The organism is Arthrobacter sp. JCM 19049 (genome assembly GCF_001310435.1).
The window spans coordinates 1-768 of the sequence record NZ_BAXF01000794.1; the positions used below are offsets into that span (position 1 = coordinate 1).

General features: G+C 66.0%; 1 protein-coding gene. It reads left to right on the top strand.

Annotated elements, in window-relative coordinates; all coding sequences use genetic code 11:
• Positions 1-195: 195 nt before the first annotated feature.
• Complete coding sequence (locus JCM19049_RS16320; RefSeq protein ID WP_054822066.1) at positions 196-747, top strand: thioesterase family protein; 552 nt, start codon at positions 196-198, stop codon at positions 745-747.
• Positions 748-768 lie beyond the last annotated feature (21 nt).

Sequence of the window (768 nt, forward strand, 5' to 3'; positions counted from 1 at the left end):
GGCAGGGAGGGCAGCAGGCGGTGCACGTGGTCGGCGAGTCGGGCCATGGCCTTCTCCTGGGGCAGCATCCGGCGGGGGTGCTTCGCACTTTACCCGGTGCCGGGCGGGGCGGATGCGCCGGGAGGATTACGCCAAAGGTCGTGCCCGGCGCTGGCGGGGGTGGAAGATATTGTTACCCGGCGGTAATGTGACGGTATGCACATGATCTTCCGTATCCTCATCCTGCTGTTCAGCAGCCGTCGCCGACCGAAGCTGAGCATGCTGGATGCCGGCAGCGTGCCGATGCGCGCCACCCTGACCGACATCGACTTCGCCGGGCACATCAACAACGGCATGTACTTCTCGATCTTCGACCTGGGCCGCTTTGATTTGATGTTCCGCTCCGGGATGTGGGCGGCGCTGCGCCGGAACAAGTGGACCCCGGTGGTGCAGGCGGAGATGATCACCTTCCGCAAGTCGGTGAAGCTCGGGGTGAAGTTCACCCAGGAGACCCAGGTGCTGGGCGCCGATGAGAAGTGCATCTACTTTGAACAGCGCATCGTGGTCGACGGGGAGATCTATGCCCGCGGCTACATCGCGACCCGACTGGTCTCCAAGTCCGGTCCGGTGCCCAATGAGCAGATCTTCGCCGCCGCCGGGGTGAGCATGCCCGATGACCGGCAGGTCCCGGCCTGGATCACCCAGTGGCGTGAGGACAGCTCCCTGCCCTCGGCCCGCCGCCCGGCCCCGCACAGCTGGGTGGGCTAAGCCGGAGCGGATCATCTGGCC

Coding starts and splice junctions, on each gene's coding strand:
- JCM19049_RS16320 (WP_054822066.1), top strand. CDS start 196: ATGCACATGATCTTCCGTATCCTCATCCTGCTGTTCAGCAGCCGTCGC.